General features: G+C 44.2%; 25 protein-coding genes. 1 reads left to right on the top strand and 24 read right to left on the bottom strand.

Features of this window, described 5'->3' with window-relative positions:
- Positions 1-15 precede the first annotated feature (15 nt).
- The 13 genes from sucC to MKY50_RS08740 form a co-directional block, all read right to left on the bottom strand.
- On the bottom strand, positions 16-1,173 hold the full coding sequence (gene sucC / locus MKY50_RS08800; protein WP_003244732.1) for an ADP-forming succinate--CoA ligase subunit beta: 1,158 nt from the start codon (positions 1,171-1,173) through the stop codon (positions 16-18).
- A 172-nt stretch (positions 1,174-1,345) separates the two neighbouring features.
- Positions 1,346-1,627 (bottom strand): FlhB-like flagellar biosynthesis protein, encoded by a 282-nt coding sequence (locus tag MKY50_RS08795; RefSeq protein WP_003232001.1) that lies wholly within the window; start codon positions 1,625-1,627, stop codon positions 1,346-1,348.
- Complete coding sequence (locus MKY50_RS08790; RefSeq protein WP_029317795.1) at positions 1,624-3,354, bottom strand: hypothetical protein; 1,731 nt, start codon at positions 3,352-3,354, stop codon at positions 1,624-1,626. The genes MKY50_RS08795 and MKY50_RS08790 overlap by 4 nt, the downstream gene beginning before the upstream one ends.
- 31 nt (positions 3,355-3,385) lie before the next feature.
- A complete protein-coding gene (gene rnhB / locus MKY50_RS08785) occupies positions 3,386-4,153 on the bottom strand; it encodes a ribonuclease HII (protein ID WP_003245658.1) in 768 nt (255 codons plus the stop codon).
- Between the two features lie 70 nt (positions 4,154-4,223).
- Entirely contained in the window at positions 4,224-5,072 is an 849-nt protein-coding gene (gene ylqF, locus MKY50_RS08780) for a ribosome biogenesis GTPase YlqF (RefSeq protein ID WP_015715878.1), read from the bottom strand.
- 142 nt (positions 5,073-5,214) lie between these two features.
- Positions 5,215-5,562, bottom strand: coding sequence for a 50S ribosomal protein L19 (gene rplS, locus MKY50_RS08775; protein ID WP_003220825.1), 348 nt, complete (start codon positions 5,560-5,562; stop codon positions 5,215-5,217).
- Positions 5,563-5,701: 139 nt separating this feature from the next.
- On the bottom strand, positions 5,702-6,433 hold the full coding sequence (gene trmD / locus MKY50_RS08770; RefSeq protein WP_003232011.1) for a tRNA (guanosine(37)-N1)-methyltransferase TrmD: 732 nt from the start codon (positions 6,431-6,433) through the stop codon (positions 5,702-5,704).
- Positions 6,430-6,954: a ribosome maturation factor RimM gene (gene rimM / locus MKY50_RS08765; RefSeq protein WP_069322590.1), complete on the bottom strand. Its 525-nt coding sequence runs from the start codon at positions 6,952-6,954 to the stop codon at positions 6,430-6,432. The genes trmD and rimM overlap by 4 nt, the downstream gene beginning before the upstream one ends.
- A gap of 4 nt (positions 6,955-6,958) precedes the next feature.
- The gene (locus MKY50_RS08760) at positions 6,959-7,345 is read right to left on the bottom strand and encodes a YlqD family protein (protein WP_015715875.1); all 387 of its coding nucleotides are present in this window, start codon (positions 7,343-7,345) and stop codon (positions 6,959-6,961) included.
- 121 nt (positions 7,346-7,466) lie between these two features.
- Positions 7,467-7,712, bottom strand: coding sequence for a KH domain-containing protein (locus MKY50_RS08755; RefSeq protein ID WP_014476792.1), 246 nt, complete (start codon positions 7,710-7,712; stop codon positions 7,467-7,469).
- The gene (gene rpsP / locus MKY50_RS08750) at positions 7,712-7,984 is read right to left on the bottom strand and encodes a 30S ribosomal protein S16 (protein WP_003220815.1); all 273 of its coding nucleotides are present in this window, start codon (positions 7,982-7,984) and stop codon (positions 7,712-7,714) included. The genes MKY50_RS08755 and rpsP overlap by 1 nt, the downstream gene beginning before the upstream one ends.
- Positions 7,985-8,089: 105 nt before the next feature.
- A complete protein-coding gene (ffh, locus tag MKY50_RS08745) occupies positions 8,090-9,430 on the bottom strand; it encodes a signal recognition particle protein (protein ID WP_014113771.1) in 1,341 nt (446 codons plus the stop codon).
- A gap of 13 nt (positions 9,431-9,443) precedes the next feature.
- Entirely contained in the window at positions 9,444-9,776 is a 333-nt protein-coding gene (locus tag MKY50_RS08740; protein WP_003238590.1) for a putative DNA-binding protein, read from the bottom strand.
- Positions 9,777-9,954: 178 nt separating this feature from the next.
- Here MKY50_RS08740 and MKY50_RS08735 point away from each other — a divergent pair, with 178 nt between their 5' ends.
- On the top strand, positions 9,955-10,440 hold the full coding sequence (locus tag MKY50_RS08735) for an Ig-like domain-containing protein (RefSeq protein WP_003245834.1): 486 nt from the start codon (positions 9,955-9,957) through the stop codon (positions 10,438-10,440).
- A 37-nt stretch (positions 10,441-10,477) separates the two neighbouring features.
- Here the strand turns inward: MKY50_RS08735 and ftsY are convergent, their stop codons facing one another.
- The 11 genes from ftsY to sdaAB form a co-directional block, all read right to left on the bottom strand.
- Positions 10,478-11,467: a signal recognition particle-docking protein FtsY gene (ftsY, locus tag MKY50_RS08730; protein ID WP_003232026.1), complete on the bottom strand. Its 990-nt coding sequence runs from the start codon at positions 11,465-11,467 to the stop codon at positions 10,478-10,480.
- Between the two features lie 19 nt (positions 11,468-11,486).
- Positions 11,487-15,047: a chromosome segregation protein SMC gene (gene smc / locus MKY50_RS08725; RefSeq protein WP_015252105.1), complete on the bottom strand. Its 3,561-nt coding sequence runs from the start codon at positions 15,045-15,047 to the stop codon at positions 11,487-11,489.
- Between the two features lie 100 nt (positions 15,048-15,147).
- A complete protein-coding gene (gene rncS, locus MKY50_RS08720; RefSeq protein WP_003232030.1) occupies positions 15,148-15,897 on the bottom strand; it encodes a ribonuclease III in 750 nt (249 codons plus the stop codon).
- Positions 15,898-16,036: 139 nt separating this feature from the next.
- The gene (gene acpP, locus MKY50_RS08715; RefSeq protein ID WP_003154310.1) at positions 16,037-16,270 is read right to left on the bottom strand and encodes an acyl carrier protein; all 234 of its coding nucleotides are present in this window, start codon (positions 16,268-16,270) and stop codon (positions 16,037-16,039) included.
- 83 nt (positions 16,271-16,353) lie between these two features.
- Positions 16,354-17,094 (bottom strand): 3-oxoacyl-[acyl-carrier-protein] reductase, encoded by a 741-nt coding sequence (gene fabG, locus MKY50_RS08710; RefSeq protein ID WP_003232035.1) that lies wholly within the window; start codon positions 17,092-17,094, stop codon positions 16,354-16,356.
- Positions 17,087-18,040, bottom strand: a complete 954-nt coding sequence (gene fabD, locus MKY50_RS08705) for an ACP S-malonyltransferase (RefSeq protein ID WP_015383644.1) — start codon at positions 18,038-18,040, stop codon at positions 17,087-17,089. Before fabD ends, fabG begins: the two co-directional genes overlap by 8 nt.
- 18 nt (positions 18,041-18,058) lie before the next feature.
- Positions 18,059-19,060: a phosphate acyltransferase PlsX gene (plsX, locus tag MKY50_RS08700; protein WP_003232041.1), complete on the bottom strand. Its 1,002-nt coding sequence runs from the start codon at positions 19,058-19,060 to the stop codon at positions 18,059-18,061.
- A 13-nt stretch (positions 19,061-19,073) separates the two neighbouring features.
- Positions 19,074-19,640 (bottom strand): transcription factor FapR, encoded by a 567-nt coding sequence (gene fapR, locus MKY50_RS08695; RefSeq protein ID WP_003232044.1) that lies wholly within the window; start codon positions 19,638-19,640, stop codon positions 19,074-19,076.
- 108 nt (positions 19,641-19,748) lie between these two features.
- Positions 19,749-21,797, bottom strand: a complete 2,049-nt coding sequence (gene recG, locus MKY50_RS08690; RefSeq protein WP_014479767.1) for an ATP-dependent DNA helicase RecG — start codon at positions 21,795-21,797, stop codon at positions 19,749-19,751.
- A complete protein-coding gene (gene sdaAA, locus MKY50_RS08685; protein ID WP_003232049.1) occupies positions 21,775-22,677 on the bottom strand; it encodes an L-serine ammonia-lyase, iron-sulfur-dependent, subunit alpha in 903 nt (300 codons plus the stop codon). The genes recG and sdaAA overlap by 23 nt, the downstream gene beginning before the upstream one ends.
- A 25-nt stretch (positions 22,678-22,702) precedes the next feature.
- Entirely contained in the window at positions 22,703-23,365 is a 663-nt protein-coding gene (gene sdaAB, locus MKY50_RS08680; RefSeq protein WP_072175954.1) for an L-serine ammonia-lyase, iron-sulfur-dependent subunit beta, read from the bottom strand.
- Positions 23,366-23,416 lie beyond the last annotated feature (51 nt).

Raw genomic sequence — 23,416 nt, 5'->3', positions numbered from 1 at the left:
GCCTTTCATTCTTTCTTAAACTAAGGATACGATTTTCTGCGCGCCGTCAGCCATTGATTCCGCAGATGTAATGTTTAATCCTGATTCACTAAGGATTTTCTTCCCTAGATCCACGTTTGTGCCTTCAAGACGGACGACAAGCGGCAATGTCAAACCAACTTGTCTAGTCGCTTCAACAACCCCTTCTGCGATGACATCACATTTCATAATGCCGCCGAAAATGTTGACGAAAATCCCTTTAACGTTTTGATCAGAAAGAATGATTTTAAATGCTTCCGTGACTTTTTCAGCGGTTGCACCGCCGCCCACATCAAGGAAGTTGGCCGGTTCTCCTCCATAATGCTTGATAATATCCATCGTGGACATTGCAAGCCCCGCGCCGTTTACCATACAGCCGATATTTCCATCAAGGGAAATGTAGCTTAGATCATATTTGGATGCTTCAATTTCTTTCGGATCTTCTTCATCCAAATCTCTGTATTCCATAATGTCCTTTTGTCGGTACAACGCATTGCTGTCAAAATTCAATTTTGCATCAAGCGCCATCACATTTCCGTCGCCGGTAACAACAAGCGGATTGATTTCGGCGATTGAGCAGTCTTTCTCAACAAACGCTTTATATAGTCCAAGCATAAATTTAGCAGCTTTTCCCACGAGCTCTTTTGGAATATTAATAGCGAATGCAATTTCTCTGGCTTGATAGCCTTGAAGGCCAACAGCCGGATCAATGACAGCTTTTTTGATTTTTTCCGGTGTTTTCTCCGCAACCTCTTCAATTTCCGTTCCGCCTTCTTCAGAAGCCATCAAAACGATTCTTGAAGTGGCGCGGTCAAGCACTAGACCGATGTAATATTCTTTTTTAATATCGCAGCCTTCTTCAATAAGTAAGCGTTTTATTACTTGGCCGTCCGGACCCGTCTGATGTGTAACTAGGGTCTTCCCTAATAGTTCTTCGGCATACGCTTTTACTTCGTCTAATGATTTTGCTATTTTTACCCCACCAGCTTTGCCTCGACCGCCAGCATGAATTTGAGCCTTTACGACATAAACCGAGCTGGATAAGCTCTTTGCACTCTCAACTGCTTCTTCTGCTGTAAAAGCCACTTTACCTTCAGGAACAGATACCCCATATTTTCTGAGGACTTCTTTTCCCTGGTACTCATGGATATTCATTTCCCATCCTCCTAACTTATGTAACAAAACTAAAATAGACTGCGCTTTCATTCTATAATAATACTGGAAGAATTGTCTACAGTTCGATGCAAAATCTTTTAATCCTTCTAAACATTCAAACTTTTACTTTATTAAAAACATAAATTTCAAAGGAGGATGGGGAATATTTTAGCTATTTTTTGTTTTTTACGCTTTCGTCCAATTTGTAAATGAATGAAAAAATCTCGGCTACCGTTTCATAAAGAGCTTCAGGAATTTGATCATCTACCGTCAAATGGCGCATTAATTCGACAAGGGTCCGATCTTCTTGAATCGGGACCCCTGCTTTTTTCGCTTCTTTGATAATGTTGTCAGCTACATGGCCCTTCCCTGTGGCAATCACTCTCGGCGCCTTGTCTTTTTGTTCGTCATAATGGAGAGCAACAGCTTTTCTGATCGGTGTCTGCTCTTTCATATTTTCACATCCACTTCCTGATCACTGATACTTGTTATATATTGATCGATTGAAGCCTTTTCTTCGGTGTGAACCCTTTTTTTAGCGTTTACCCCTGAAAGGCTGTACCCCATTTCCTTTAGCCCCTGTTTAAGCGCGGGCACCATCGGATCGATCGCAGCCTGCAGCTCGAAATCAGTCTCTATTGTAATGGTCATGACTTTTTGTTGTACCAAGCAATCAACGACGGTTTCTTTTAGTGTATCAAGCTGCAGCAAAAACAAAAGGCGGCAATGGGAAGGATCAAGCTTTCCATCCGCTTCTTTCTTTCCTTTAAACAGAACAGTCATGTCCTGAACCCCTGACTTCGAAAACATCGGAAATGACATTACAATTTGGCTGTATGATGGATGGTCCTGCTGCATGAAAAGCTGGCCATTTAATTTATGAAAAAGCTGATCGGCTTCTTGTTTGACTGGTTCGGCTACCTCATGCGATGCTCTTAAGGCAGAAAGAGCCAGCTTGATGGATTGCATTTCGCCAGATGTGACTGCGCTTCCTTGTTCAAACGCTTTAATGAACCCAACCTCGTCCCTTGCGCCGATTGCCGTTTTCACTTTGGATAAGAAAGAAAGAACATCTGCCTTATCCGCCAAATGGGGTGCTGTCTGCTGAACAGCCTTTAAAAAGACTTCGGCTTCCTGGTCTGTGACTTGTGCCGCTTGTAAAACAGCTGAAGCTGCAAGTGACTTACTATCACCCGATGAAGCAGCCGCTTTAATCCAATTTGCTGCTTCTTTCACAATTTGGAGACTGTTTTTTTCAGCAGATTCCGTCAGCTTCACGAGCAGCTGGCGGGCTTCTTTAATTGGAATGTCTGCTGCTGTTTTAACAGGCTCTTCTTGTATGCTTCCCTGTTCTGCTGTGTGATTTGCAATCGGCAGGCTGGCTTTTCCGGGGGAGCCAGCTGGTGTGCTAAGCTCCCTGCTTCCAGCTGTATTCGTCGGAGAAGGTGCTTTCGTATTGTCGGTTAAAGAAATAAGCTTATCAATCAGCCGTTCTGCATGGACATCGATTTCACTATTTAAAAGCACCGTAACTGCTTCCTTTAGCTTTGACATCATTTGGCTCTGCTGAGGGTTTTGGTCGATTGCCTGTAGCAGCTGGGATACGTGCTGATGCAACGGAACAGGCGATTTCACAGCGTGAACACCATTCAAAATCTCGGAGTGAATGGGAAGATCACGCTTTAAAGCGAAGAGAACCGTTTCAACTGCTTTTTTTGTGTCTTGCGAAGGCAGCGTGTCCATCCAGCGGACAGCTGTTTTGATATCATTTTCTGTTACGGGTGTTTTGCTTTTCAGCATCGCTCCTGTCATCATGAGAGCTGCGTTTGACGTCTTCACTGAAATAGCATTTAAAAGTTTGCCAGCTGCATCCTGAATGGTTTTAGGATTTTGATTAAAGCTTTGAACGACCTGAAGACGGCCTGTTTGCTCTGCCGTTTTTTTTTCGTAGGAAAACCAATAGTATGCCTGAGGACGAAGCTGAGTTTCAAGTTTTCCCTGAACAGTTTGATTGCCGACTTGGATCAGGGCATGCTGATCTCCTAGTAAACGAAGCACTTTTCCTAAGAGGAGACGCTTCTCCCCGTTTAGCGCTTCGTTTACTTTTGATGTTTCCTGCGGGACGGCTGTACGCCCGAAAAGGTGCTGCAGCGCCTTTTGCACATCATTTCGTATGTTCATTTTAAAAAGGTGCCTCCTTGTCCATGGTGATTTATCTGAAAGATTGAACAGGAGCGAAAGTTTTGCGGTGCAATTCAGTTGGGCCGTATGCAGCGAGAGCTTCCAAATGTTCTTTTGTCCCATAGCCTTTATTTTTTTCAAAGCCGTACATGGGATACGTTTCGGCATAAGCGCTCATCATTCGGTCCCTCGTCACTTTTGCGATACACGCACCTGCCGCAATAGACACGCTTTTGGCATCGCCTTTTATAATTGACGCCTGAGCCGTGTCGAGCGGAAGTGTCATTGCGTCAACAAGCAAATAATCAGGTGTATCCGACAAATCCTGTATCGCTTTCACCATTGCCATTTTTGAAGCTTCATATATATTGATCTCATCAATCACAGTAGCTTCTACAATTCCTATCCCGACCGCCAGTGCTTCCTTCATAATAAGCTCGTAATATTCCTCGCGTTTTTTCTCTGAAAGCTTTTTGGAGTCTGTCAGCCCAAGTATTTCACATTCCTCTGGAAGGATGACTGCGCTGGCGACAACTGGTCCTGCCAATGGCCCCCGGCCGACCTCGTCAACACCTGCAATCAAGCGAAATCCTTTGTTTCTTGCCAGCCTTTCATAGGAAGTCATATTCACCCATTGTTCTTTCAGCGCTTTTTCTTTCGCTTGCTTTTTAAGCCATTGCTCTACAAGCGTTTGAACGCTTTTTCTCGGGTCGTTTTCGCATTGGGCAATGAATGGGTCTTGTGCATCCTTCACTTCCTGCAAACGGTCTTTAATGTCCTTTACGGTTAATGTATTCACTTTCTCTTCTCCCTTACTGTATGTATCGGTTCAGCCAAGAAAAAATAAAGACCCGCATTTCTGCGCGCCTTTACATCGTCGGCTGTTCAAATGACAGCCTGCCGAACTTTTCAGTGCGAATATCGCGAATGATGACTTCAGTCGTCTTATCGTAGTTAATGAGCCCGCCGCTCATGAGACAGCCCCGCTTTTCACCTATTGCATCAAACAGCTCAGCAATGTCCTCTGGGATCTCCTCAAGGCCATAACGCTCTTTAAGCCGTTCTGGGTAATGTTCTTCGAGAAAACGAAGACCAAACACGGCCACGTCCTGCAAATTGATAATCGAGTCTTTAATAGCCCCAGTGACTGCAAGTCTCAAACCGACAAGCTCATCCTCAAATTTAGGCCACAAAATCCCCGGTGTATCTAATAGCTCTAATTCTTTCCCAACTTTGACCCACTGTTGAGAAGTCGTAATGCCAGGTCTGTCTCCCGTTTTTGCTATGTTTTTCTTTGCAAGCCGGTTGATGAGCGTTGATTTTCCGACGTTTGGAATGCCGATAATCAAAGCGCGAATCGCTCTCGGTTTCACACCTTTCGCACGCATCCGGTCAAATTTTTCTTGGAGGATCTCTTTTGATGCAGGCACAATTTGATTTAACCCTTGTCCATTTACAGAATTAATAGACAGAGAGCGGATCCCCTGGTTCTCAAAGTGCTCTTTCCACTGCTGTGTAACTGCCGCATCTGCTTTGTCAGCCTTGTTTAACAGCATAATTCGCGGCTTGTTTTTTAGAATATCTTCAATCATTGGGTTTCTTGATGACATTGGAATTCTGGCATCTACCAATTCATATACGATATCGATTAATTTTAATTTTTCGGTTACTTCCCTTCTTGCTTTTGCCATATGGCCCGGGAACCATTGAATTGTCATGTGACACGAACACCGCCTTTATCTTCAGTATGCATGATTCATTGTTGTCCTTTATGTATTTTACGATGCCTGTCCGGCATTTTCAAATTCTGTATAAAAAAAGAGCTTGTTACAGGTAACAAGCTCTTTTCGTTCGTTATCATTATCGTCTGATCTCTTTAATACGAGCCGCTTTTCCGCGAAGTTCACGCAGGTAGTAAAGTTTAGCACGGCGTACTTTACCGTAACGTACAACTTCGATTTTCGCGATTTTTGGTGTGTGTACTGGGAAAGTACGTTCAACGCCAACACCGTAAGAAATCTTACGAACTGTGAACGTTTCGCTGATTCCACCACCACGACGCTTAATCACAACACCTTCAAAGATCTGGATACGCTCACGGTTACCCTCAACAACTTTAACGTGTACACGTAAAGTGTCACCAGGACGGAACGCAGGAAGATCAGTACGAAGCTGTTCTTTTGTGATATCTTCAATTAGTTTTTGCATCGTTTTCAACTCCTTCCAACAGATGCTCTTGGCCACAAAAACCGGCACAGCGGAACATCGTTTTCAAGCTTGCAGCGGATAAGCCCGCTTAAGCCACAAGTAGTATCTTATCACAATTTCATAGCCTATGCAATAAAATCTATTCTTTTTCCCATTCAGAAATCCACTTTCTTTGCTGCTCTGTAAGCGGGTAGTCTTTCAACAGATCCGGACGTCTTAGGTAGGTCCTTCTGATCGATTCTTTATTCCGCCATTCTTCAATTTTTGCATGGTTTCCTGACAAGAGTGTTTCAGGCACTTTTAAACCTTTGTAATCTGCCGGTCTTGTATAATGCGGGTGCTCTAAAAGTCCGGTGCTGAAGGAATCCTCAATATGGGAAGCCTCTTTACCCAGTACACCCGGAAGCAGTCTGACCACACTGTCTGCGATCATCATTGCAGGGAGCTCACCGCCCGTCAGAACAAAGTCGCCAATTGATATTTCATCCGTTACCAAGTGCTCGCGAATGCGTTCATCATAGCCTTCATAGTGGCCGCAAATGAACAGCAAATGCTCTTCCTTAGCTAATTGCTCGGCTTTTTTTTGGGTAAAACGCTCACCTTGCGGGCATACGAGGATAATACGCGGAGCAGCGGCTGCCTTTGATGTCAGGTCCTCGACCGCGTCAAAAACAGGCTGGGGCTTGAGAACCATGCCTGCCCCGCCGCCATAAGGATAATCATCAACAGTATTGTGCTTGTTATCAGAGTACTCTCGGAAATTTACGACTTGAAACTGCACCGCATCTTTTTCCTGGGCTTTTTGAAGAATTGATGAGCCGAGCACGCCTTCAAACATTTCGGGAAACAGCGTCAAAAAGTCGATTTTCATTCGTCTATTAACCCTTCCATGAGTTCAATCTCAATTTTCTTTTCCCTGACATTGATATGTTTGACCACTGATTCAATGTAAGGAATGAGTGCGTCTTTTTTTCCTTTTCGTCCGATGACCCAAACGTCATTGGCTCCAGGCGTCAAAATTTCTTTGACCTTTCCGATGAGTTCGCCTTCTTCAGTAAATACTTCACACCCAATAATTTCGTGGAAATAAAATTCACCCTCATTCAGCTCTCCTAATTCTTCTTCAGGAACTTTAATGATTGCGTTTTTCAGCTCTTCTACTTCATTTAGGTTTTGTCTTTCTTTAAACTGCAGGAGATGAAATTGCTTATGCAGTCTATGTGTGTTTACCGTTACCTCCACTGGTTCGTTACGGCCGTCCATAAACAAATACAGCGTGTTTCCCGGCTTGTATCGTTCTTCGGCAAAATCTGTTTTTGAAATCACCCGCACTTCGCCTTTGATTCCGTGGGTATTTACGATTTTGCCTACATTAAACCATCGCTTTGTCATATGATCACCTCTGGCGAATTTCAATTACTTTTCCGTCTTTTATGACGATGGTGTTCGCTGCTGTTTTCTCATGCCAGTCATCCCCGGCTTCAATCGTCAGCAGCGCATCGACTTCCTTTTCTTTCAACTCACTGCCAAGCGGCAATGTATGTACTTGAGCAATTTGAAAATCGATGATTTTCATATCATCTTTTCGCTTTTCTATTGCCTTTTTAAATTGTTCTATCATATCAGGGTTTTGCTGTTCTTTCTCATGTTTTCTAAGCTGAAAATAGAGCTGGCTGCATTCTCGTTCAAGCATTTGTTTCTTTTCGGCAAAAGAAGCTAAAAGCTTTTCTTTACTGCGCTCGGTTAAGACTTGCATAACGGCTACACGGTGAATAATTTGCATCGCACCAAGCTCCCCGCTTTTAAAACTTTTACTCGCCCAGGCTTTTCTATTTTGCCTAAGCTTCTATCAGTTTACCCTTTTTTTGCGTGTAAAAAAAGGGGAGGTGCCGGCCCTCTCCCTTTTAGTCAAATATTTCAAATTGAACTTTCTTAGAAGACTGTGCGCCAGCTGCAAATACAGCTGTTCGAATCGCTTTTGCAGTCCGGCCTTGCTTTCCGATAACTTTACCGGTATCTGACTTATGGACAGATAAGCGCAGCGCAATCTTTTGATCGGTTTCTTCTCTTATGACGCGAATGTCATCTGGATGATCAACAAGCGGCGTCACAATGTGGACAATCAAATCTTCCAAGTGTTGATCAGTCATTACTTGCCTTGTTTAGCGTTGTGGAATTTTTCCATGATTCCTTGGCTAGAGAACAAGTTGCGAACTGTATCAGATGGTTTCGCTCCAGTTTGAAGCCATTTAAGAGCAAGCTCTTCGTCAATTTTTACTTCCGCTGGTTTTGCAACCGGGTTGTAAGTTCCGACTGTTTCGATGAAACGGCCGTCACGTGGTGAACGAGAATCTGCTACAACAATACGATAGAAAGGAGATTTTTTTGCTCCCATACGTTTTAAACGAATTTTTACTGCCATTTTACTAGCACCTCCGAAAATATTTCAACAAGATAGTATATTAACAATGATAAAAGTGTTTGTAAAGTGTTTTTTCTTAACAACGGTTTTATCATGTATAACCGATTACATAAAAGGTAGCTTAAACCCTTTTTTCTTGCCTTTTGACATGTTTGTCATCTGCTTCATCATTTTTTTCATTTCATCAAACTGCTTAAGCAGACGGTTGACTTCCTGTACGGATGTCCCGCTTCCTTTCGCAATCCGCTTCCGCCGGCTGGCATTGATGATATCCGGCTGTTCTTTTTCAAGAACAGTCATTGATTTAATGATTGCTTCCACATGATTCAGCTGTTTTTCATCAACTTGGATGTTTTTCAGGCCTTTCATTTTACCTGCACCCGGCATCATTTGCAGAAGCTCATCAAGCGGCCCCATGTTTCTGACTTGCCCGAGCTGCTCCAGAAAATCGTCCAATGTGAAGCTCATCGTTCTCATTTTTTGTTCCAGCTCTTTGGCTTTGTCTTCATCAACGCTGGCCTGTGCTTTTTCAATCAATGTCAGCACGTCGCCCATGCCGAGAATCCTTGATGCCATGCGTTCAGGGTGGAACGGCTCTAACGCATCAAGCTTTTCGCCCAAACCTGCGAACTTAATTGGCGTGTTTGTGACAGCGCGAATAGAAAGCGCAGCCCCGCCGCGTGTGTCTCCATCCAGCTTAGTTAACACAACACCGGTTAAACCGAGCTGTTCATTAAAGCTTTTGGCAACATTCACAGCGTCCTGACCGGTCATTGAATCGACAACCAGGAAAATTTCTTCCGGATTCGCGATTTCTTTGACGTTGGTCAGTTCATCCATCAGTTCATGGTCGATATGCAAGCGGCCTGCCGTATCCAAAATGACATAGTCATAATGTTCTTCCTTGGCTTTCTCAATAGCCTGTTTAGCTATTTCTACAGGACTGACCTGATCGCCAAGAGAAAAAACAGGCATATCAAGCTGTTTGCCGAGTGTTTCCAGCTGCTTAATTGCGGCTGGGCGGTAAATATCGGCAGCAACCAGCATCGGTTTGCGATTATGCTTTTTGCGCAGCAGATTCGCAAGCTTACCGCTTGTTGTCGTTTTACCGGCACCTTGGAGACCGACCATCATAATAACAGTCGGCGGCCTTTTTGCGACGGCGATTTTGCTCTCTTCGCCGCCCATCAGCTCAGTCAGTTCCTCTTTAACAACTTTAATGACCTGCTGGCCGGGCGTCAGACTTTTCATGACGTCTTGGCCTACAGCGCGTTCACTTACTTTTTTGACAAAATCTTTGACTACTTTAAAGTTAACGTCAGCCTCAAGCAGCGCAAGACGAACCTCACGCATCATATCTTTTACATCTTGTTCGCTGACTTTCCCTTTTCCGCGGATTTTAGAAATCGTCTGCTGCAGTCGGTCGGCTAATCCTTCAAATGCCATAGTTTGCCGCCTCCTAATCTAATTTCTCAAGCGCTTCAATCAGAGCTGTAATTTCTTCCTCTTCTTTTGAACCGGAAGCAAGCTCCTTCAGCTTATTAAACATCTCTTTACGCTCCTGAAACTTTTTCAAAAGGAGCAGCTTTTCTTCATATTGTTCAAGCATCGCTTCTGTTCGTTTGATGTTATCATAAACAGCTTGTCTTGAAACCTCATATTCTTCGGCTATTTCGCCTAGGGAGAAATCGTCCAAATAATAAAGCGACATATAGCTCTTCTGTTTTGACGTCAACAACGACTGATAAAAATCAAACAGATAATTCATTCTCGTTGTCTTTTCGAGTGACATTTGAGCTCTCCCCTTTGTTAAGTCAAATCCCTTTACGATAACTTAGTTTACACGGTTTTATTGACACTGTCAAGTTTTTATCTTGTCAAAGCGGTGATTAACTTTTTTCCAAAATACGCTAAATATCATCCAATTTATTCCGATATTGTATATGAACCCTATTTAAAGGAGGATTTTTATGAAAAAAATCGGTTTATTGTTTATGTTATGTCTGGCAGCCCTGTTTACAATAGGTTTTCCGGCACAGCAAGCAGACGCTGCTGAGGCACCTTATAAGGCTTCGATCACAAATATCAGCACAGATGGAGGGGTTTACGGTAAAATCAATTATGGACAAGGGCAATATTGGCGAGTCAAGTACAATATTACAGTAAGCGGCAAATTACTCGACCAAAACGGACAGCCAGTGCCAAACGCGCCCGTAAGATTTGAAGCGGACACGAAGGTCGGAAACACAACACAAACTGCTTCAGGAACCACTGATGCAAACGGAACATTTGAGGTTCCAATGTATTTGGGGCCAGCTGCTGGTTACTATACGTATTACACATCTGTTTCCGTTCATTACTATGACATCATCCCATTCAGAGTTTTTTCTGGTGAATCAAGACTGGTATCCACTGATAACAGCCTTTATCATTTCGCCTATCAAGTAAGAAGATAAAAAAGAAAAAGGCCCCCAAGATGTTGGGGCCTTTTTCTTAATCGTCGGCTTTTTCCACTAAATCTGAAAAGAGTCCGTACACATAGGATTCTGGATCAAATTCCTGAAGGTCATCAACTTTTTCTCCTAAACCGACTAGTTTAACCGGGATGTGAAGCTCGTTGCGAATCGCAAGGACGATACCGCCTTTTGCCGTACCGTCAAGCTTCGTTAAAGCAATGCCGGTAACATTTGTTGCTTTAGAGAATTCTTTTGCCTGAGCCATTGCATTTTGGCCGGTCGTGGCATCAAGGGCAAGCAGCACCTCATGCGGAGCTTCAGGAACTTCTCTTTCGATAACACGTTTTACTTTTTCAAGCTCTTTCATGAGATTTACTTTGTTTTGGAGACGCCCTGCCGTATCACAAATTAATACATCGGCATTTCTTGCTTTCGCAGCATGAACAGCATCGTAGATGACAGCTGCCGGATCGCTTCCGGCCGTCTGCTTAATGACAGGCACTCCTGTACGCTCTCCCCATACTTCCAGCTGTTCAATGGCTCCCGCTCTGAAAGTGTCTCCGGCGGCAAGTACGACAGATTTTCCTTCTTGTTTCATTTTATGAGCAAGCTTTCCGATCGTTGTTGTTTTCCCGACACCGTTTACACCTACCAGAAGGATTACGTTTAAACGCCCATCCTGGATGTTCAGTTCTGAAATTTGCTCATCTCCGCTGTTATAAATCTCGACCAGTTTCTCAGAAATCACTGACTGGACTTCCTTTGGATCTTGAATATTTCTGCGTTTGACTTCTTTTTTCAGCTCATCTATTAATTCCATAACGGTTGTAAAACCGACATCCGCGCTGATAAGAACCTCTTCAAGCTCTTCGAAGAAATCCTCATCCACTTTACGGTAACGGGATACAAGATCATTCACTTTGTTTTGAAAGGAGTTTCTTGTTTTTTCAAGGCCATCCTTAAACTTTTCAGATACGGAATCTGTCTGTTTTGTGATTTTCTCTTTTAATTTTTTAAAAAAGCTCATCTTTTAACCTCTTTCCTCGTTACTGAACGAATTCTTTTGTTTCTTCCAGCTTAACGGAGATTACCTTGGAAACACCGGATTCCTGCATGGTTACGCCATAAAGCACATCCGCTTCCTCCATCGTTCCTTTTCTGTGGGTAATCACAATAAACTGGGTATCACTGCTGTATTTTTTTAAATACTGCGCAAACCGGAACACATTCGCTTCGTCGAGCGCAGCCTCTACTTCGTCAAGGACGCAAAACGGCACTGGACGAACCTTTAGGATTGAGAATAAGAGCGCTATAGCAGTAAGCGCACGCTCTCCGCCTGACAGGAGGTTTAAGTTTTGCAGCTTTTTCCCCGGCGGCTGAGCGATAATCTCGACTCCTGAATGAAGCAGATCGTTAGGATCGGTGAGCCTCAGTTCAGCTCGCCCTCCTCCGAATAAGGAGCGAAAAACTTGATCAAAGTGTGAGCGGATTTGAACGAATGTGTCGTTAAAGCGCTTCGTCATTTCTTCATCCATTTCTTCAATCACTTGGAACAAGGTATTTTTCGCTTCTGTTAAATCTTCTTTTTGTTCCGACAGAAACTTGTACCGTTCGTTGACCCTCTCAAACTCATCTATGCTTCCGAGGTTCACGGTACCCAGCTCTTCAATTGCGAGTTTAATCAGCTTCACGCGCTTTCTGGCTTCCTCTGGATCAGTTTCAAGCTGATATTTCTCTTTTGCCCCCTCAAAGGACAAGCTGTATTCCTCCCGTAAATATTGGAGTAAATTATCAAGCTCGACTTCCATTCGTCCGAGTTTGACTTCTTCGTCTTTTAAGAGCGTTGTTTTTTGTTTATACAGGCGTTTCATTTCTTTCAGCTCACGCTCATACGTATCAAGCCCATGCTGAAGCTTGATGCGCTGATCGCGCCTTAATGCAATCAGTTCGATCGTTTTCGTTTTGTCACTCAATTTATGTTTTGCTGCTTCTTCCAGCTTTTCTTCGCCGCTGGTGCTAGATGACATCTCTGACGTTAAGAAGCTTAAGTCTTCTTTTGCTTCTTTTAACGCAATCTCTGTTTCAGTGAGCTCTTTCTTTAATCTGGCAAGGTTGTCCTCTTCCCCCTTGCATGCCTGCTCTTTTTTGGCCGCAGCGATCTTCAGCTCAGTAAGCTCGTTGGAAAGAGACTCTTTCGTTGAGGATTGCGTTTGTTTTTGTTTTGTCAGTTTGTCTATGTCCTCTTCAAGCTGTTTCATCTTTTCAGATACGGCAGAGAGCTCTTCTTCAAGCTTGCGTTTGCGCGCTTTTTTCTCTTCATCGCTTTCTGACAGAGCAGATTTTTCTTGGTCATAGAGCTCTAAATGGGTATTGATATTTTTCTCGGCAACTTGAAGTTCGTACAGCTGGCCTTTCACATCCTGCTGCTTTAACCTTAAGCCTTCCCCGGTTTCTCTTAAGTCAGCCAGTTTTTTCTCCATATCCTGAATGGATTGTTTAAGGGTTTTGACCTCTTGTTCAAGCAGAGCTGTTTTCTCTTCCATTTCAGCGAGCCGTTTCGTCACATCTTCTAGCTCCCGGCTTCTTCCGAGGAGGGAGTTATTTTTCTTTTTAACCGCGCCGCCCGTCATTGAACCACCGGGGTTCACAACATCTCCCTCAAGGGTTACGATGCGGTACCGGTGCCCGAGAAGCTTCGCAAGCTCGTTTGCACCCTTTAAGTCCTCTGTGATCAGAACGGTTCCAAGAAGATTCTGGATGACGCTTCGATACGCAGGATCAAATGTGACAAGTTCACTTGCAACCCCGAGAAATGATGAATGCCGGGCGGCTGTTTCCGCGTCACGGCTTTGAAGCTGGCGGTCTCTAATAACAGAAAGAGGCAGAAACGTCGCCCGGCCGAAGGAATTCTGCTTTAAATATTGAATCGCTTTTCGGGCAGATTGTTCATCGTCGGTCACGACGTGTTGAGCAGAAGCGCCGAGCGCTATTTCAATGGCCGTTTCATACTTCTGTTCTGTAGAAATCAGCTCAAGAACCGCTCCGCGAATTCCGCCAAGGCGCTCTTTCGCTTTTAGCACTTCTTTAACACCTTGATAAAAGCCGGAGAAATCTCCCTGCATCGTCTCAAGCATGTCCTTTTTTGATCTCGCTTGCTGAACGTATTGGTATGCCTGATACAGAGCGGATTCATTTTTTTCGTATTGGCGCTTTTTCTGCTCATATTTTGTCTGCATATCACGATATGCACCGACTTGACTGTGAATCTCCTGCTCAATTCGGGCAAATTCCGTTTCACATGCGGCTTTACGCGCAGAAATATCACGCCGTTCCTGCAGGTGCTTTTCATTGTTGTCCGCGAGTCTCTGCAATGTGACAGCGGATTGGGACATCTGGTCATCAAGAAGCTGGAGTTCGTTGCGTATCGAAGCCTGGCTGTTTAACAGCTCAAAATAATCACTTTTCAGCTGCTCGATTTTCTCTTCGACATTTTCATTGTGAAGACTGAGAGCCTGCTGTTTTTCTTTTACTTGCGCCCTTAACTGCTTCACCTCAGCCTGAAGCGTTTCGAAGACAGCTTCCTGCTTCGAAAGCTCTTCTTTCAGAACCGTTTCTTTTTGCTGGAACTGAACGATGGCTTCTTCAAGCTGTTCTTGGTTTTGCACAGCGTTTTTCTTTCGTTCTTTCAGGACTTCTTTACGGCCTTCAAGCTTTTCCAGCTCTTCACTAGTTACCAGTAAAACTTGCTGGAGCTCATCTACTGACTCATCAAGCGCTTGTATTTTGTCCCTTGTATCCTCAATCTTTGCTTCTTTCGCAGAAATAGCAGACGATTCAGCAAGCTCTTCTTCTTTTGCCATCTGCACTTTCTCTTTAAGAGTCGACCATTTACCATGCAGCTCTTCGATATCATAGGCAGTCAGCGCAATTTCAACATGCTCCAGCTCTTTCTTTTTCTCAAGGTAGTCTTTCGCTATTGAAGCTTGAATTTTAAGAGGTTCAACCTGCCCTTCAAGCTCATGTAATATATCTTCTACCCGATTTAGATTGTCCTGTGTCTCAAACAGTTTATTTTCTGCTTTTTTCTTTCTCGTTTTATATTTAAGCACCCCGGCCGCTTCTTCAAAGATACTGCGGCGATCCTCCGCTTTACTGCTCAGGATCTCTTCCACTTTCCCTTGGCTGATAATAGAAAATGCTTCTTTACCAAGCCCAGAGTCCATAAATAAATCAATAATATCTTTCAAGCGGCATGGCTGATTGTTAATCAGAAACTCACTCTCACCTGATCTGTACACACGTCTTGTGACACTCACCTCGTGGAAGTCAATTGGCAAGAAATGATCATCATTATCAAGAGTAAGCGTAACTTCAGCTAGATTTAATCGCTTTCTTGAATCACTCCCGGCAAAAATGATGTCTTCCATTTTTCCGCCGCGAAGAGAGCGTGCCGATTGTTCGCCGAGAACCCAGCGAATGGCATCCGTGATGTTGCTTTTTCCGCTTCCGTTCGGCCCGACAACTGCTGTCACGCCTTTAACGAAGTCTACGGAAATCCGTTCTGCAAATGATTTAAATCCTATAACGTCTAAACGTTTGAGGAACATAGCGATCCTCCTTATGTAATAAGTATTTCAATTCTATCATAAACATTGGTCAAATAAGACGGCATACATACTGAAATCCCCCTGAGTCATAAGGGGGATTTTATTGTTTCGTATGGTGTTTTTGCAATTTAGCTAAAGCTTCCTGAGCAGCGTGCTGTTCGGCTTCTTTCTTTGAACGGCCATTTCCGACTCCGAGTGGTTCACCTTTTAGAGATACGATGGCTTCAAATTCACGGTTGTGCGCAGGTCCTTTTTCGTTGGAGATTTTATACTCCAGAGAGCCTTTGCCGTCCCGCTGCACGTATTCCTGCAGCTGGCTTTTGAAATCCATCACATGAGAAAAAGCACCATCGTTAATTTTAGGGAACACATAAACTTTTAAGAAACTTTCGACCGGCTCTAATCCTTGGTCAAGGTACAAGGCTCCGATAAATGCCTCAAAAACATCCGCCAATAGAGCAGGACGCTTTCTTCCGCCTGTCATTTCCTCGCCTTTACCCAACAGGACAAGATCGCCGAATGACAGCTCGTGAGCCAATGAAACGAGAGACGGTTCGCAAACAATTGCGGCTCTCAATTTCGTCAAATCTCCTTCACTCATAGCCGGGTATTTGGCAAATAAGAATCTGGAGATCGTCAGTTCCAAAACAGCGTCACCTAAAAATTCAAGCCTTTCATTATCTTCATACGGCTTTTTCCGATGCTCATTCACATAAGATGAATGTGTAAATGCTTGATACAAAAGCTTTTCATTTTGAAAGTGAACCGAAATCCGTTCTTGAAACTCTTTAAATTGTTCTACTTTTTTATAGAACTTTTTTTTATCTTTATAATGTGAGTGTTTTGACATAGTAACCTCCATAGGCACATCAGGTTCACCGCGCTTCTCTGACTAAACCGGATACAGCGCGCGTAAAAGCGGCATGCTGTAATAACTGCACGAATAAAGGGCTAAAGCCCCGCATTTCGGCGGGACTTTTAGCATCAGCTTATTGCTGGTTTTGTATGTAGTTCACAGCGTCGCCGACTGTTGCAATCTTTTCAGCATCTTCGTCAGAAATCTCCATATCAAACTCGTCTTCAAGTTCCATAACAAGCTCAACTACATCTAGGGAATCAGCACCTAAGTCTTCCTTGAAAGAAGCTTCAAGTTTGACGTCTGCTTCATCAACGCCAAGGCGATCTACGATGATTTTCGTTACACGCTCTAATGTGTCTGCCATAGCAATTCACCTCCCCTCAAGTATTATAGTGGATTCGTTTTTAAAAAACTAGAGAAACTACGATGAAATTTTCGAGAAAAAACTTACATCACCATTCCGCCGTCAATATGAAGCGTTTGGCCTGTCATATAACGAGCTCCCTCTGAAGCTAGGAACGTGACAACACTGCTGACATCGCTAGGTTCACCAAAGCGCGCGAGCGGAATTTGTTTCAGCATTTCGTCTTGAACGTCTTTTGCAAGTTTATCTGTCATATCAGTTGAGATAAATCCTGGCGCTATTGCGTTTACCGTAATATTTCGGCTGGCGAGCTCTTTAGCAGAAGATTTGGTTAAACCGATGACGCCGGCTTTTGCAGCCACGTAGTTGGCTTGTCCAGGGTTTCCGCTGACGCCGACGATAGACGATACGTTAATAATGCGGCCTGAACGCTGTTTCATCATTTGTCTTGTAACAGCTTTTGTGCAGTTGAAAACACCCTTCAGGTTAATGTTAATGACGTCATCCCATTCGTCTTCTTTCATTCTCATGATGAGATTGTCTCTTGTAATTCCCGCATTATTAACCAGAATGTCAATCGTAGAAAAAACAGACAATGTTTCTTTTATCATGTTTTGTACATCTTCGGGATTTGATACATCCGCTTTGACAGCAATTGCTTTTCTGCCCATTGATTTGATTTCATCTACCACTTCATTTGCTTTCGCTTCATTGCCGGAGTAGTTCACGACAACATTTGCTCCGCTTTTTGCCAGATCAAGGGCGATTGAGCGGCCGATTCCGCGGGATGCGCCAGTGACAATAGCCGTTTTATCATTAAGCATTATCATTCTCCTCCTTAAGCGTTTGAATTGCCAGCTCGATCGTTTCCGGATCTGATACAGCAATTGTTTTTAACCGTCTATTTACTTTTTTCACAAGGCCTGAAAGCACTTTTCCGGGACCGATTTCAATAAAAGTCGTAACACCCTCTGCGATCAGCTTGTTAATGCTTTCCTCAAAACGAACCGGAGAGTAAAGCTGCTCAATAAGTTTTTCTTTGATATCTGCTTTTTCAGTCATCACGTCAGCAGAAACATTTGAGATGACCGGAACGTCAGCGTCTTTTATGTCACAGGCGTCCAATACCTCTTTCAGCTTTTCAGCAGCCGGTTTCATCAGTTCAGAATGGAACGGACCGCTTACTTCAAGCGGAATTGCGCGTTTTGCGCCGTTCTCTTTTGCCAGTTCAGATGCAAGCTCGACCCCTTTAGCTGTTCCGGAAATGACGATTTGGCCAGGACAGTTGAGATTCGCAAGCTGTACAAGGTTGCCTTCCTCTGTGACTTTATCGGTTACTTGCTTTAATGCTTCAGCATCCATGCCGAGAATCGCAGCCATTGCTCCTTCGCCAGCCGGCACCGCTTCATTCATAAACTCTCCGCGCTTTCTGACGGTATAAACAGCATCTTTGAAAGACAGAGCGCCAGCCGCAACCAGTGCAGAATATTCACCAAGGCTGTGTCCTGCTGTGAAATCAGGTGTAATGCCAGATTCTTTAAATTTCTCAAGAACAGCGATGCTTGTCGTAAGCAAAGCAGGCTGCGCATTGTATGTAAGTGTTAATTCTTCAGCAGCACCCTCAAAAATAAGCGAGCTGAGTTTTGTTTCTAATGTTTCATCGGCTTCATCAAACAGACGCTTTGCAGCAGGCACCTGCTCATAAAGCTCTTTTCCCATGCCGATAAATTGTGATCCCTGACCCGGGAATAAAAATGCAATCTTACTCATGATGTAAAAACCTCCAGACTACTCATCTGTTTTTTCTTCTTTCACTTCTTCCTGAATGAGCGCAGCCACATTTTGGCTGACCATCTCTCTTGCTTGCCGAATCGCATGGAATACAGCATTTGAATCTGAAGAGCCGTGCGCCTTGATCACAGGCGCTTTTAAGCCAAAAAGACTTGCTCCGCCATAATTCGAATACTCCATTTTCATTTTCATTTCTTTCAATTTTGGCTTCAGCACAGCTGCTGCAAGCTTGGATGTCAAAGTAGACGTCATTACGTCTCTCATCATTTTAAAAATAGACAACGCAGAGCCTTCCAGCGTTTTGAGTGTAACATTCCCGGTAAAGCCGTCTGTTACTACAACGTCCGCCACATCATCTAAAAGGTCTCGCGCTTCCACGTTTCCGATAAAATTGATGTTTGCTGTTTCTTTTAAAATTTGAAACGTCTGCTTCGTCAGTTCGTTTCCTTTTTTATCTTCTGTTCCGACATTTAAAAGTCCGACTCTCGGTGAAGTGACACCGCGCACTTGCTGAGAATAAACAGAACCCATGATGGCATATTGAACGAGGTGCTCCGGTTTGGCATCGACATTGGCGCCGACATCAAGGAGAAGAAATCCGTCTCCCGAAACAGTCGGAAGTGTCGGGGCAAGCGCCGGACGGTCAATTCCTTTAATTCTTCCGACAATAAAGAGACCGGCTGTCATTAATGCACCGGTATTTCCCGCTGAAATGCAGGCGTCAGCTCTGTTTTCCGCAACCTCCTGCGCCATAAGAACCATAGATGAGTTCTTTTTTCTTCGCACGGCACGGACAGGTTCATCCGTAGGCTCAATCACTTCATCTGCGTGCAGCACCGTGATGCGATCTGATGTAGTTGTTAAATGTGATTCTATCGTTGTTTTGTCACCGACAAGTGTGATATGGAGATCATCAAATGCCTCTATACCTTTTATAACTCCGTCAATAACAGCTTTGGGAGCGTGGTCTCCTCCCATTGCATCTACAGCTATTCTCATGCATGCTCCACCTTTATGAATGTTTTGAACGATACATGTCAAAGCGTCCAGAAAAAACAATTTCTTCGCCAACGTAGCTGTTCACTTCGACAACCGTTCTTCCTTTTTCTTTTTCGACAGCCGTCACTTTCGCTTTTGCTACGACACGTTCACCCTGCTTTACCTGTCTTGTAAAGCGGATGTCTGCACTTGCAGTCAGCGCCAGCTCGTCATCAATGACTGCAACGGCCAAAGAATTCGCCTGTGCAAATAAATGGTGTCCTCTCGCAATCTGATTCCGGCTGAACACGTGCTCCTGTTTTATTTCTAAAATGGATATCGCCTGATCATCCAGCTCAAGGTCAATAATTTCTCCGATAACTTCATCAAGTGACAGAGACTTCACTTCGTCCTCAAGTGTTTTCTCTGCCACGTTCTTAATTCTTTCTCTCAGTTCAGGTATGGAAAGCTCTAAGCGGTCCAAACGTATCGTCTGGATGCTCACCCCGAATTTACCCGCTAATTCTTCATCTGTAATAAAGGGGGTTGCTTGAATCGTCTGCTGAAGTAATTCCTGGCGTTCTCTCTTATTTCTTCTCATATCTAAACACCATCCGGACAATTAAGACTAGGTACTAATAGTAGTATATAATTTCATAGATTGGAATGCAACGATTGTTTCTGGCTGAACACCAAAAACTTCTGATACTCAGCTTAATTTTTCCCCGTCCATTACTCCGCTCTTCAGCAATTCATCTCTTAACACAGCGTATTCCGGCTCCTTCCAGAACGCGTCAGAAGCCACAAGATTCGCAGCATCCTGCCTTGCCGTTTCAAGCGCTCTGTAATCATGAACCATGTCCGCCACTTTAAATTCCGGCATTCCGCTTTGTTTTTTCCCGAAGAAATCACCGGGACCTCTCAGTTCCAGATCCTTTTCAGACAGCTCGAAACCGTCATTGGTCTCCGACATGATCCTCATCCGTTCTTTCCCTGTTTCTGATTTTGGATCAGCCATCAGAATACAGAAAGATTGATGCTCACCCCGTCCAACACGGCCGCGCAGCTGGTGAAGCTGTGATAGCCCGAAACGGTCGGCGTCATAAATCACCATAATTGTTGCATTCGGAACATTCACGCCAACCTCCACAACAGTGGTTGATACGAGAATTTGACAGTGATTTGCGCTGAATTCTCTCATGACCTGGTCTTTTTCATCGGAATGCAGCTTTCCATGCATAAGGCCGACATTCCATTTCCCCCGAAAAATATCAGAAAGCATATTGTACACGTCAATGGCGTTTTGCACATCAAGCTTGTCTGATTCTTCAATCAGCGGACAGATGATATAAGCCTGCCTGCCTTGCTTTAATTCTTTTTCGACAAATGCCAATATACGATCCAGCATGTCATGTTTTACCCAATAGGTTTCGATTCTCTTTCGTCCAGCCGGCATCTCATCGATGACAGATACATCCATTTCACCGAACACTGTGATCGCTAACGTTCTTGGGATTGGAGTGGCTGTCATAAAGAGAACATCGGGATCCTGCCCTTTGTTCCGAAGCTTTTTGCGCTGCTCAACTCCAAATCTGTGCTGTTCATCAGTAATAACGAGACTCAGCGCCTTAAACTCCACCTCGTCTTGGATTAAAGCGTGGGTTCCTACAAGAATATCAATCTCACCCGCCGCAAGACGCTCAAGCAGTTCTTTTCGCCGCTTCCCTTTAACAGAGCTTGTCAAAAGAGCAACGCTGACGTCCCATTTTTCAAATAGCGAAACGAGCGAATCAGCATGCTGCTCGGCCAGAATTTCTGTCGGCACCATGAGCGCTCCTTGGTATCCGGATAGGATCGCGGCATACAGTGCAATGGCGGCGACTGCCGTTTTTCCTGATCCAACGTCCCCTTGAAGAAGACGGTTCATTCTGTATGGAGAAGACATGTCTGCTGTTATTTCGCGAAGAACGCGTGACTGGGCGTTTGTGAGGGGAAACGGGAGGCTTTTGATAAATCTCATGAGTTCTTCGTTTGAAAAACGCTGCCGTATCCCTTGTGTCTGCTCTCTTTCCGCCTTTCGGAACGCCTGCATTTTCAACTGAAACAACAAAAATTCTTCATAAACAAACCGCCGTCTGGCAAGCTTTAATGCTTCCCTTGTTTCAGGCTGGTGCATTGCTTTTAACGCTTGATAATAGTCAGGCAGTTTATAGCTTTTTCTTAGCTTTTCCGGAAGAGGATCAGGAAGTGAGTCTGCATATTGGGTCAGCGCCTGCTGAATAAACCGCCTCATCATTTTGACGGTAACATTTTCTTTCACAGAATACACTGGTTCAATGCTTTTGTCTTCTTGATGCGGCCCGTTTTTCAACTCCTGAACAGAGATGGTTTGGCGGTGCTTGTCCCATTTACCTGAAACCGTCACCACAGAGCCGAGCGAAAGCTGCTTCTTCAAATAAGGCCGGTTAAAACATACGGCTGTAATTAAATAGTGGCCGACCAGAAGCCTGAATGTCAGCCTGTTTCGTTTTTTTCCGTAATAGGTAAGAGAAGGCTCTGAATGAACCTTCCCTTCGACTGTGACTCTTTCATCATGCTTTACTTCTTCTAAATCCCTCAGCTCGTAGTCATCATAGCGGTAAGGGAAATAATTCAGAAGATCAGAAATGTCATAAATACCGAGTTCGTGTAATGTTTTTTCTGTTTCCGGCCCAATACCCTTAATGTTAGCTATACTAGTTTGCTGATGTTGTTTCACGTGAACCTAGCGCTCCTCCGAAAATTTTTTTCTCTAATTCTCTTCCTGTCGGTGTTGCCGCTAAACCGCCCTGGCCTGTTTCTCTAAGTGCAGTTGGCATCGTTTGGCCTATTTTATACATGGCATCGATAACCTCATCACATGGAATACGGCTTGTAATGCCCGCCAATGCCATATCAGCGGCAATCATCGCATTTGACGCGCCCATCGCATTCCGTTTCACGCAAGGCACCTCAACAAGCCCTGCAACAGGGTCGCACACGAGGCCTAGCATATTTTTTAATGTAATGGCCATGGCCTCCGCGCTTTGTTCGGGTGTTCCTCCTGCCATTTCAACAATGGCCGCAGCCGCCATGCCTGAAGCTGATCCAACCTCTGCCTGACATCCTCCGGCGGCGCCGGAAATGCTTGCGTTATTAGCCACGACAAATCCGAAAGCCCCGGCTGTAAACAAAAAGCGGATCATTTGTTCTCTTGTTGGATTCAGCTTTTCTTTTACAGCAAATAACGTACCGGGCACCACACCGGCAGAACCTGCAGTCGGTGTCGCACAGATGGTTCCCATGGCTGCATTTACTTCATTTGTTGCAACGGCTTTCGATACAGCATCTAAAATCAGCGGGCCAGACAGGCTTTTTCCTGATCGAATATAGGCCTGCAATTTAACGGCATCTCCGCCTGTTAAGCCCGTTTGGCTCGTAACTCCCTCGAGTCCTTTCTGAACCGCCGCTTCCATAACAGACAGGTTATGATCCATCTGCTGAAAAATGTCCTCTTTTGTTTTTTCTGTTACTTCCATCTCTTGAGCTATCATCACATCAGAGATCAATATTTGTTTTTCTTTAGTAATCTCAATTAATTCTTTTACATTACGAAACATAACTGGCTCCTCCTGACCCTTTTCGCTAGTCAGCAATCTTTGTCACTTGAATAATATTCGGCAGTTTCGACAGCTCGTCGAGAATGTGGTCGTCAATATTTTGATCGACCTCTATTGTCATCAGCGCAAGCTGTCCGATATCTTTCCGGGCTACTTCCATATGTCCTACGTTGATTGAAAATTTCGCCAGAACATTGGCAACACCGGCAATTGTGCCAAACTTGTCATTATGAACAACTAATATGGCCGGATGATTTCCTGACAGCCGGAGCTCAAAACCATTCAATTCTGTGATTTCAATCTTTCCTCCGCCAATCGAAATACCCGTCAGTTCCAGCTCACCCTTTTCATCAGAAATGGTGATTTTTGCTGTGTTCGGATGGACCGGGACTGCATCTTCTACCCGAAACTCTATATCAATTCCTTTAGTTTCTGCAATTTGTATAGCGGTTTTAATCCGTTCATCGAATGTATCAAAATCAAGCAATCCGCCGATAATCGCGACATCTGTGCCGTGGCCCTTATACGTTTCCGCAAACGAGCCGTAAAAAGATACAATGATGCGCTCAGGCTCTCTGCCAAATAAACTTCTGGCCACTCTCCCGATTCTAGCAGCTCCCGCTGTATGAGAGCTGGACGGACCGATCATAACCGGGCCGATAATATCAAAAACGCTTCTGTATTTCATGCTATTCCTCCTTATGAACCAGAGCTTATTAGCGCTTTGCTTCTAGACTAA

The sequence above is a fragment of the Bacillus sp. FSL R7-0685 genome, assembly GCF_038002425.1.
Classification (GTDB): Bacteria; Bacillota; Bacilli; order Bacillales; family Bacillaceae; genus Bacillus; species Bacillus subtilis.
Note: the sequence above shows the minus strand (reverse complement) of the source record. Positions and strands in the feature narration are given on the sequence as shown.

Excerpts from the sequence above, each read along its gene's own strand:
- sucC (WP_003244732.1), bottom strand. The coding sequence starts at position 1,173 with ATGAATATCCATGAGTACCAGGGAAAAGAAGTCCTCAGAAAATATGGG.
- MKY50_RS08795 (WP_003232001.1), bottom strand. The coding sequence starts at position 1,627 with ATGAAAGAGCAGACACCGATCAGAAAAGCTGTTGCTCTCCATTATGAC.
- MKY50_RS08790 (WP_029317795.1), bottom strand. The coding sequence starts at position 3,354 with ATGAACATACGAAATGATGTGCAAAAGGCGCTGCAGCACCTTTTCGGG.
- ylqF (WP_015715878.1), bottom strand. The coding sequence starts at position 5,072 with ATGACAATTCAATGGTTCCCGGGCCATATGGCAAAAGCAAGAAGGGAA.
- rplS (WP_003220825.1), bottom strand. The coding sequence starts at position 5,562 with ATGCAAAAACTAATTGAAGATATCACAAAAGAACAGCTTCGTACTGAT.
- trmD (WP_003232011.1), bottom strand. The coding sequence starts at position 6,433 with ATGAAAATCGACTTTTTGACGCTGTTTCCCGAAATGTTTGAAGGCGTG.
- rimM (WP_069322590.1), bottom strand. The coding sequence starts at position 6,954 with ATGACAAAGCGATGGTTTAATGTAGGCAAAATCGTAAATACCCACGGA.
- MKY50_RS08760 (WP_015715875.1), bottom strand. The coding sequence starts at position 7,345 with ATGCAAATTATTCACCGTGTAGCCGTTATGCAAGTCTTAACCGAGCGC.
- MKY50_RS08755 (WP_014476792.1), bottom strand. The coding sequence starts at position 7,712 with ATGACTGATCAACACTTGGAAGATTTGATTGTCCACATTGTGACGCCG.
- rpsP (WP_003220815.1), bottom strand. The coding sequence starts at position 7,984 with ATGGCAGTAAAAATTCGTTTAAAACGTATGGGAGCAAAAAAATCTCCT.
- ffh (WP_014113771.1), bottom strand. The coding sequence starts at position 9,430 with ATGGCATTTGAAGGATTAGCCGACCGACTGCAGCAGACGATTTCTAAA.
- MKY50_RS08740 (WP_003238590.1), bottom strand. The coding sequence starts at position 9,776 with ATGTCACTCGAAAAGACAACGAGAATGAATTATCTGTTTGATTTTTAT.
- MKY50_RS08735 (WP_003245834.1), top strand. The coding sequence starts at position 9,955 with ATGAAAAAAATCGGTTTATTGTTTATGTTATGTCTGGCAGCCCTGTTT.
- ftsY (WP_003232026.1), bottom strand. The coding sequence starts at position 11,467 with ATGAGCTTTTTTAAAAAATTAAAAGAGAAAATCACAAAACAGACAGAT.
- smc (WP_015252105.1), bottom strand. The coding sequence starts at position 15,047 with ATGTTCCTCAAACGTTTAGACGTTATAGGATTTAAATCATTTGCAGAA.
- rncS (WP_003232030.1), bottom strand. The coding sequence starts at position 15,897 with ATGTCAAAACACTCACATTATAAAGATAAAAAAAAGTTCTATAAAAAA.
- acpP (WP_003154310.1), bottom strand. The coding sequence starts at position 16,270 with ATGGCAGACACATTAGAGCGTGTAACGAAAATCATCGTAGATCGCCTT.
- fabG (WP_003232035.1), bottom strand. The coding sequence starts at position 17,094 with ATGCTTAATGATAAAACGGCTATTGTCACTGGCGCATCCCGCGGAATC.
- fabD (WP_015383644.1), bottom strand. The coding sequence starts at position 18,040 with ATGAGTAAGATTGCATTTTTATTCCCGGGTCAGGGATCACAATTTATC.
- plsX (WP_003232041.1), bottom strand. The coding sequence starts at position 19,060 with ATGAGAATAGCTGTAGATGCAATGGGAGGAGACCACGCTCCCAAAGCT.
- fapR (WP_003232044.1), bottom strand. The coding sequence starts at position 19,640 with ATGAGAAGAAATAAGAGAGAACGCCAGGAATTACTTCAGCAGACGATT.
- sdaAA (WP_003232049.1), bottom strand. The coding sequence starts at position 22,677 with ATGTTTCGTAATGTAAAAGAATTAATTGAGATTACTAAAGAAAAACAA.
- sdaAB (WP_072175954.1), bottom strand. The coding sequence starts at position 23,365 with ATGAAATACAGAAGCGTTTTTGATATTATCGGCCCGGTTATGATCGGT.